Below are 8,754 nucleotides of genomic sequence, written 5' to 3'. Positions count from 1 at the left end.
GCTTCTCCCGAAACACCCGACAAGCCGAACATCCTCGTCATCTTCGGCGACGACGTCGGCCAGACCAATATCAGCGCCTATTCCTTCGGCGTCACGGGTTACCGCACGCCCAACATCGACCGTATCGCCAAGGAAGGACTGATGTTCACGGATTATTATGCCGAGAACAGCTGCACGGCGGGCCGCTCCACCTTCATCACCGGCCAGGTCTGCCTGCGCACCGGGCTTTGCAAGGTCGGGATTCCCGGCGCGACAGTCGGCCTGCAGTCGCGAGACATTACCATTGCCCAGGCTCTTAAGCCGCTCGGTTATACGACAGGCCAGTTCGGCAAGAACCATCTCGGCGACCGCGACGAATTCCTGCCAATCAAGCACGGTTTCGACGAGTTCTACGGCAACCTCTATCACCTGAATGCCGAAGAAGAGCCAGAACGTCCCTATTATCCGAAGGACGATCAGGAATTCGTGCGCGCGAATTCGCCGCGCGGCGTTTTGAAAGCGACGGCAGACGGCAAGATCGAGGATACCGGCGCACTCAACACGAAACGCATGGAAACCATCGACGACGAGACGACCGCAGCGGCGATCGATTTCATGGACAGGCAGGCCAAGGCGGGCAAACCCTTCTTCACCTGGATGAATACCACCCGCATGCATGCCTTCACGCATGTGCGTGAATCGATGCAGGGCCAGAGCGGCATGCCCGGCAACGAATATGCGGATGGCATGATCGAGCACGACGGCGATGTCGGCAAGCTCTTGAAAGCCCTCGACGATCTCGGCATCGCCGACAACACGATCGTGGTATACACGACCGACAACGGCCCCAACCAATGGTCCTGGCCCGATGCCGCCACTACGGCGTTCCGCAGCGAGAAGGATACCAACTGGGAAGGTGCGTTCCGTGTCCCCGCCCTGGTTCGCTGGCCAGGACACATCAAGCCCGGCGAAGTTTCCAACCAGATGATGTCCGGCCTGGACTGGTTCCCGACGCTGCTTGCGGCGGCCGGCAACCCCGACATCAAGGACAAGCTCGCGAAAGGCACGACGATCGGCGGCAACCAGTTCAAGGTCCATCTCGACGGCTATAACCAGTTGCCATATCTGACGGGTCAGGAACAGAAATCGGACCGCCACGATTTCTACTACTTCAACGATGAAGGACAACTCGTCGCCTATCGCTACAACGACTGGAAAATCGTCTTCTGCGAACAGCGGGAGCCAGGCGGCTTCGTAGTATGGGCCAACCCCTTCGTTTGCCTGCGCGCACCAAAGGTCTTCAATCTCAGGATGGATCCGTACGAGCGCGCGGATGTCGTCTCCGACCAGTATTACGACTGGCTGGCCAAGAACGCCTACCTCATTCAGTACGGTGTCTGGCGGGTAGCGCCGTTCCTCCAGACTTTTCGCGAATTCCCCCCGAGCCAGCGCTCAGCAAGCTTCAGCGTCGACCAGATGGTCGAGGCGCTGATGCGATCGCTCGAGCAAAGCCCAAGTGGCGCCCAATAGCGCCACCTGTCGAAAGATCACAGGCGCGGCGAATCCTATCGCGCCTGCAATTCGAACTCCGCGGAGCGCACATGRCGGCACGTGACGATATTCTCGATCTCGGCAAGCGCATCGGCCAATCGATCATCGGTCAGGAGACGATGGTCGAGCGTTTGCTGCTCGGGCTCCTTGCCAATGGCCATCTGCTGGTCGAGGGCCTGCCGGGCCTCGCCAAGACGCGCGCAATCAAGAGCCTGGCGAAAAACCTCGATTCAGAGCTTTCTCGCGTCCAGTTCACCCCGGACCTGCTACCTGCCGATATCACGGGGTCGGAGGTTTACTTCTCCGAAGGCGGCAAGGGCGAGTTCAAGTTCCAGCAGGGACCGATCTTCGCCAATCTCATCCTCGCCGACGAGATCAACCGCGCGCCCGCCAAGGTGCAATCGGCCCTGCTGGAGGCAATGGAGGAACGGCAGGTCACGGTCGGCGGCAAAAGCTATCCGCTGCCTGATCTCTTCATGGTCATGGCGACGCAAAACCCGATCGAGCAGGAAGGCACTTATCCCCTGCCGGAAGCGCAGCTCGATCGTTTCCTCATGCATGTCGAGGTCGGCTATCCCGATGAGCAATCGGAAGCCGCGATCATGCGGCTCAACCGAGACGAGGAGAACGCCGCCCACAACAAGGGCTCCGCGCCAGCCATCGAGCGCCTGAACCCGCAGGCCGTCTTCGACGCCCGCACGGAAATCGGCGCGGTGACGGTCTCCGAACCGGTCGAGAAATATATCGTCGCTCTCGTCTTCGCGACGCGTTATCCGGATCGTTACGACAAGGATCTGGCGAAGCTCCTGCAGGTCGGCGTCAGCCCGCGTGGCGTCATCGGCCTCGACAAGGTCTCGCGCGCCTATGCATGGCTGAAGGGCCGCGATTATGTGACCCCTGACGACGTGAAGGCCATCGTCAACGATGTCTTCCGCCACCGCCTCATCCTCTCCTACGAGGCGCATGCGGCCGATACGAGCGCCAATCAGGTGATCGACCGCATCACCGAACTGGTTGCGGTTTCATGAGTGCGGCGGCCAAAAGCAGCGATGGTGTTCATGTCACGACGGAACAGCTCGTCGCTCTCGAGGGCCGCGCCCGCAACCTGACCTTTATCCAGAAGGCGAAAAGCCACCAGCAGCTTGCCGGCCGCATGCAATCGGCGCTGCGCGGCCGCGGGCTGATCTTCGAGGAATTGCGGGAATATCTGCCGGGTGACGATATCCGCTCCATCGATTGGCGCGTGACGGCCCGCACGAACAAACCGGTCGTGCGCATTTATGGCGAGGAGAAGGAGCGGCCGGCGATCCTCGTGGTCGACCAGCGGATCAACATGTTCTTCGGCAGCCGTCGCGCCATGAAATCCGTCACCGCCGCCGAGGCCGCCATGCTCTGCGCCTGGCGCATTCTCGGCTCGGGCGATCGGGTCGGCGGCTTCATCTTTGGCGATGGCGACATCGAAGAGGTCAAGCCATATCGCAGCCGCAACGCCGTCATCGCGCTTGCCGACAGGATCGCCTCCAAGAACCAGACCCTGAATTCGCGGTTCACCGACATACCCTCCCCCGCCTCTCTGGACACGGTACTGCAGCGCGTGGCCGCAATCGCCCATCACGATCACCTTGTCGTCGTCATCAGCGATTTTGATGGGCATGGGGAAACGACGCGCAATCTGATGCTGGCGCTCTCGACCCGCAACGACGTGATCTGCCTGCTGATCTACGACCCTTTCCTTCTGGAGCTTCCCAAAGCCGCCAATATCGTCGTCAGCGGCGGCGGATTGCAGGCGGAACTGTCCCTGAGCGAGGCAGGCGTCCGCAAATCCATCGATACTTTTGCCCGCAACCGCGGCCGCGAATTGATGGCCTGGCAGCGCGAACTCGGCCTTCCGATGCTGCCTGTCTCTACGGCAGAGGAGACTGCTCCACAGCTTCGCCGCCTGCTCGAACAATCCACCTGGCGGCAACGGAGGCGATGATGGAGCCGAAAATTCAGCTCGATCCCATCACCGAGACGGCGCTCCGCTCTTTGCATGACATCGCGGTTCCGCCGCCAGTGTCCTGGCTGCCGCAGACCTGGGGCTGGGTCGCGCTCGCCGCCTTGCTCGGCATCCTGTTGCTCTCAGCTTTCCTTGTCTGGCTGAGACGATATCGCCGCAATGCCTACCGGCGGGAAGCGCTGCGATTGCTTGACGGCATCGCGGCAGACATCCGCAACCCGATCTATCGCGAAAAGGGCGTCCACGAACTGACAGAACTGCTGAAGCGTACTGCGCTCGCGGCATCACCAAGGAGCGATGTCGCATCCCTTACCGGTCAGGCATGGGCACGGCGTCTGAACAGCCGCGGAGCGGATAATGCATTTAGCCGCCTCCTCGATGATCTCGAATATCGCGATGACGCCGCCATTGCGGCACTTCCTGATGATGTTGCCGACCAGCTCGTCCTCAAATCGAGACGGTGGATCAGGGGGCACCATGTACCAGCTTGAGCATGCATGGCTGCTTCTACTGCTTCCGCTTCCCCTGCTGGTCTGGTGGCTGCTGCCGGCGCACAGGGAAACGTCGGCATCGATCCGCCTGCCCTTTTTCGATCAAGTGGCTCATGCGGCAGGGGTTCAGCCGACGGAAGGTTCCGTAGTGCCAAAACGGACATGGCATCAGAGCCTTGCCGAAGGTCTTGCCTGGTGCTTCGTCGTTCTCGCGCTTGCCCGGCCGCAATTCGTCGAGCCGCCGCTCGAAAAGGTGGAACCGCAACGTGATATCCTGCTGGCCCTCGACCTGTCGCAATCCATGGAAACGCGTGATTTTCCATTGCCTGACGGCAGTCTGGGAGCGCGCGTCGACGCCGTGCGAACCGTGGTCGCCGATTTCGTGACGAAACGACCCAGTGACCGGCTTGGCCTGATCGCCTTCGGCGATGCGCCCTACCCGCTGGCACCTTTCACCATGGATCACGACCTCGTCCGACTGATGATCAACGGACTGCTGCCCGGCATCGCAGGTCCGCGAACATCGCTCGGAGATTCGATCGGCCTGGCGCTCAGAATGTTCGAAAAGACAACCGCCCCCGAAAAGGTGCTGATCCTGCTCACCGACGGCAACGATACGGCCAGCAAGATGCCGCCGTTGAAGGCGGCAGAGATCGCCGGAAAGAATGACATCGTCATCCATGCAATCGGCATCGGTGACCCGGCCGCCATGGGCGAGGACAAGCTGGATACAAGGACACTCCAGAAGATCGCCGCCGATACCGGCGGCCGCTATTTCTTCGGCGGTGACCAGAGCCAGCTCGCGACCATATACGACGTTCTCGACCAGATCACGCCGGAAGACCAGAAAGTGCTGTCCTGGCGTCCGCGTATCGAACTGTTCCATTGGCCGCTCGGCGCGGCGATTGTCATTCTCGCTCTCTATTATTTCCTCGCGGGCTCTCTCGGTCTGATCCGCCGGAGGGCAGCGGCATGATCACCGACCTGCACTTTCTGCGGCCATGGTGGTTACTCGCCCTGCTCGTTCCGCTCGTTATTCTCTGGTTCGCGGCCCGCTCGGACGATATTCGCGACCGCTGGAAGGGCATGATCGCGCCGCATCTGCTCGACAAGCTGATCGTCGAGGCAAACCGTCACGGCCGGATCAATCCATCATGGCTGCTCGCCGGCCTGCTGGCTTTGGGCACTATTGCCGCAGCAGGCCCGGCATGGCAGCACGAGGCACCCCCCTTTGTCGAGGATACAGCGCCCCTTGTCATCGCCATCGATCTTTCGCCGACCATGGATGCGATCGATATCAGCCCCAGCCGCATCGAACGCGCAAAACTCAAGATCCAGGATATTCTCGCTGCGCGGCCCGGAGCAAAAACCGCAATCGTCGCCTATGCCGGCACCGCCCATCTCGTCGTGCCGCTGACAGAAGATGCATCCCTTATAGAAAGCTATTCGGATGCGCTGGCGACGCGCATCATGCCAGAGCCCGGCAAGAACACGTCAGGCGCGCTTGCACTTTCGAACAGCCTCTTCAAGACGGAGGGGATGGCCGGCACGATCCTTTTCCTGACGGATGGTATCGAACCGGCCGGGCTCGACGCACTGAAGGCCACGAATGCCAACGGGGTGGTTATTCTCGGTATCGGCACCGCCGAGGGTGGGCCAGTCAAGACGGCCGACGGCAATTTCCTGACCAATGCCGGCGGCGGGCGCCTCCTGCCTAAACTCGATGTCGAGGCCCTGAAGCAGGTGAAGTCGGCAACCGGGGCCGATGTCGCCACGATCACCAATGACGATACCGACGTCCGCTGGATCATCCAGCGCATCAGCACGAATTTTGCGGATGCACAGACCTCAGAAGGCAATCGTTGGCGCGATGCCGGCTGGTGGCTGGTCGCTCCGGTCGCCTTGCTGCTTGCTCTCTCCTTCCGGCGCGGCTGGGTGGTCAAGGTCGGCGCCATGCTTCTCGCCATCCGGCTGCTGACGCCGTCCCCGGCCGAGGCGGCTGACTTCATGGATCTATGGCTGACGCCGGATCAGCAGGGGCGACTGGCTTTTGAACGGGCCGACTTCGAGGGGGCCGCCGGCCATTTCCAGGATCCTATGTGGAAGGGTGTAGCGCTTTACAGGACCGGGCATTTTGAGGATGCGCTTGATGCCTTCGCTGCCGTCGATACGGCTGAAAGCTGGTACAATCAGGGAAACACCCTCCTGCATCTCGGCAAGTTCGAGGAAGCTGTCGCGGCCTATCGGAAAGCAATCGAAAAACGGAAGGACTGGCCGGAGGCTCAAGCCGATCTCGTGATCGCCGAAAGGCTTTTGAAGAAGCAGCAGGAGAAGGAACAGGAGCAACCGCAGGAGCCGAATGAAAAGCCCGACAGCGTCCAGTTCGACGACAAGGGAAAGCAAGGCAAGGAAGGACAGATCAGCATCGCCGAGCAGACCTCGGAAATGTGGATGAAGAATATCCAGGTGAGCCCGGCCGACCTGATGGCGCGTAAATTCGCGATGGAAGCGAAAGGGGGCAAACCATGATCCGGTCAGCCCTGTTGCTTTGGCTGTTCATCTTGGGAAACGCATTGGCTGCCGAACCATTCGCCCGCGCGGCAATCGAGGGGAACGGTGACGTCGTGCCGGGGCAACAGCTGCGCCTGACGGTCGATGTCTTCGTGCCGGACTTCTTCACCTCGCCGCCGCAGTTTCCCTTATTCGCCGTTCCGAATGCCATGGTCACCCTGCCGGACGAGCGCGGCTTCAATCTGACCCAGACCATCGACGGCGTACAATATTCCGGCATCCGCCGCAGCTATGCGGTCGTGCCGGAAGCGTCTGGCCCCTATACCCTGCCGGATATCCCGATCGAACTCGGCTATTCGGTGGGAGGAAAGCCGACAAAGGCAACCGTCACCATCCCAGGCATTTCGTTCAAAGTTGGCGGCAGCTCCCTTCCCGACCAGCCAGTATTTGCCGCCGATGGCTTGACGATCGAACAATCCTTCGATCGTGACCCGTCCAAGCTGAAGGCAGGCGATGCGCTTTCCCGCATCATCGCCATCACGGCCCTGGACACACAGGCGATGATGATCCCGCCGGTTGAGCTCGGCCACACATCCGGACTGCAGCAATATGTGAAGCCGCCGAAGATCGAGGACGGCATAGACATCAACAGGGAAACGGCCAGCCGGCGCACCGAAACCATCGTCTATACCGCCGCCRCTGCCGGGACATTCGACATACCGGCGGTTTCCTATCCCTGGTTCGATGTGGACAGCAAAGCGGAAAAAACAGCAGCACTTCCTGACGTGAAAGTTTCGGTCAGTCCCGCATCCGTCAAAGAGGCAATCGCACCGCAGCTCTCGGAAGAAGCGGGCAGCTCATCGCGCCAGGGCAGCATCTGGCTCATCGCCGCAATCGCCATGGCACTTGCGATTGCCGTTTTCATTGTCCGCTGGCTCGCACCCCGGTTTGCAGCGTGGCGCTCGAAACGCCGGGATCTCTGGCACAATTCCCGTTCCTACCGGCTTCGCCAAATAACGCAGACCATCGAGGCCGGAAACGAAACCGCCGTCTATGCGGCTCTACAGGCTTGGGCATCAGAGTTCGGATACCGAACCATCGCTGATTGGCTGGCAAAGGAGGGTTCCCCCGTCCTCAAACAGCAGGCCGATCTTTTGGAACGCAAGCTCTTTGCAGCGCAGGTCGGGCTGAAAATAGATCGGGCGGCAATCGCAACAGCCCTTGCCCGACATGGCCCTGTGATCGACGAGAAAAAGCGATCAAGCCTGCCGCCCCTCAATCCGGTCGCGGCTGACGGAACAGAACCCGCCTGACAGCGCTACACCCGGCCTCTATTTCGGAAACAGGAATGTCATGCCCGCGCGAAAGGCCCAACCTTCGGCACCGTTATCGGGCGCATCGGCCCAGTAGCGAACGCCAGCGGAAAGGCTGACCGGCTGCTGTCCAAATTTCAGGAGTTTCGAAGCCTGCAGATTGATCGGCACGGACCACTGGTTGGCTTCCCAGTCATAGGTGCTTTCCGTGTTGAGCGTGAAGGTCCAGGCATCCTTCGTGGTATAGGAAAGGAACGGCTGCAGGAAGGTCGAGCTTACATCCGCTCTGTCGCTCTGGCCCGCAAAGGACCAGATGTGATTGGCAAGGATGCCATAGGTCCAGGGACCCTCCTGCTTGAGCAGCACGGCCGTCGGCCCTGCACCCCATTTGCCGCTGCCCAGCAATTCGTCCGTCGCCGTCGGAAGAAGAAGAGCCGGGCCGACACCCCAGATGAGTCCACCAGGTCCCGGCTGCTTGGGAGAGAAGAAGAAGCTCTGCGTGATATCGCCGATGCCGAACTGATGGCCGGAGGAGCCGGCGATATCATCCTGCCAGATCACCGGAAGAATCGTGCGTGATATGACGTTCCAGTCTTCATTGATCGAAAACGGAATGACGGGCTGGATATTGAGCGTCTCACGATTGCCGTCCTCGGGGCCGAAGCCACGGTCGTAGTTGAACTGGAAGGGGACGCTGATCAGCGAAGCGACCGGATTGCTGAGCTTCTTGGCAAGATCACTTTCGGAGTCCTGCGCGGTGGCATCGGCCGCGCCAAAAAGTCCCGGCAAAAGCGCCAGCAGGCAAGACGCGAACCTGAACCGGCTCATCATATCCCTCCGATACCCGTGAGACACGAGAAGACAGAGGCTCGACCTGGCAAACAAGTACGTTACGGTAAATTTACGCCCA

8 protein-coding genes are annotated in these 8,754 nt (G+C 60.6%); 7 read left to right on the top strand and 1 reads right to left on the bottom strand.

The features are described 5' to 3' along the window. The 7 genes from AC1D35_RS28280 to AC1D35_RS28250 form a co-directional block, all read left to right on the top strand. A partial coding sequence (locus AC1D35_RS28280; RefSeq protein ID WP_477941233.1) for an arylsulfatase occupies positions 1–1,509 on the top strand: 1,509 nt, incomplete at its 5' end. 71 nt (positions 1,510–1,580) lie between these two features. Beyond that, positions 1,581–2,558 (top strand): AAA family ATPase, encoded by a 978-nt coding sequence (locus AC1D35_RS28275; protein WP_477941231.1) that lies wholly within the window; start codon positions 1,581–1,583, stop codon positions 2,556–2,558. Further along, positions 2,555–3,508, top strand: a complete 954-nt coding sequence (locus AC1D35_RS28270; RefSeq protein WP_113311922.1) for a DUF58 domain-containing protein — start codon at positions 2,555–2,557, stop codon at positions 3,506–3,508. Before AC1D35_RS28275 ends, AC1D35_RS28270 begins: the two co-directional genes overlap by 4 nt. Continuing rightward, on the top strand, positions 3,508–4,020 hold the full coding sequence (locus AC1D35_RS28265) for a DUF4381 domain-containing protein (protein ID WP_113311921.1): 513 nt from the start codon (positions 3,508–3,510) through the stop codon (positions 4,018–4,020). The genes AC1D35_RS28270 and AC1D35_RS28265 overlap by 1 nt, the downstream gene beginning before the upstream one ends. Continuing rightward, a complete protein-coding gene (locus AC1D35_RS28260) occupies positions 4,007–4,996 on the top strand; it encodes a VWA domain-containing protein (protein ID WP_113311920.1) in 990 nt (329 codons plus the stop codon). The genes AC1D35_RS28265 and AC1D35_RS28260 overlap by 14 nt, the downstream gene beginning before the upstream one ends. After that, positions 4,993–6,549 (top strand): VWA domain-containing protein, encoded by a 1,557-nt coding sequence (locus AC1D35_RS28255; RefSeq protein WP_113311919.1) that lies wholly within the window; start codon positions 4,993–4,995, stop codon positions 6,547–6,549. Before AC1D35_RS28260 ends, AC1D35_RS28255 begins: the two co-directional genes overlap by 4 nt. Further along, on the top strand, positions 6,546–7,844 hold the full coding sequence (locus tag AC1D35_RS28250; RefSeq protein ID WP_477941228.1) for a hypothetical protein: 1,299 nt from the start codon (positions 6,546–6,548) through the stop codon (positions 7,842–7,844). Before AC1D35_RS28255 ends, AC1D35_RS28250 begins: the two co-directional genes overlap by 4 nt. Before the next feature lie 18 nt (positions 7,845–7,862). Here the strand turns inward: AC1D35_RS28250 and AC1D35_RS28245 are convergent, their stop codons facing one another. Then, the gene (locus tag AC1D35_RS28245; RefSeq protein WP_477855513.1) at positions 7,863–8,672 is read right to left on the bottom strand and encodes a transporter; all 810 of its coding nucleotides are present in this window, start codon (positions 8,670–8,672) and stop codon (positions 7,863–7,865) included. Between the last annotated feature and the right edge of the window lie 82 nt (positions 8,673–8,754).

It is taken from the genome of Rhizobium sp. P1_E6, assembly GCF_056405875.1.
This window is presented reverse-complemented; position numbering and strand designations above follow the sequence as displayed.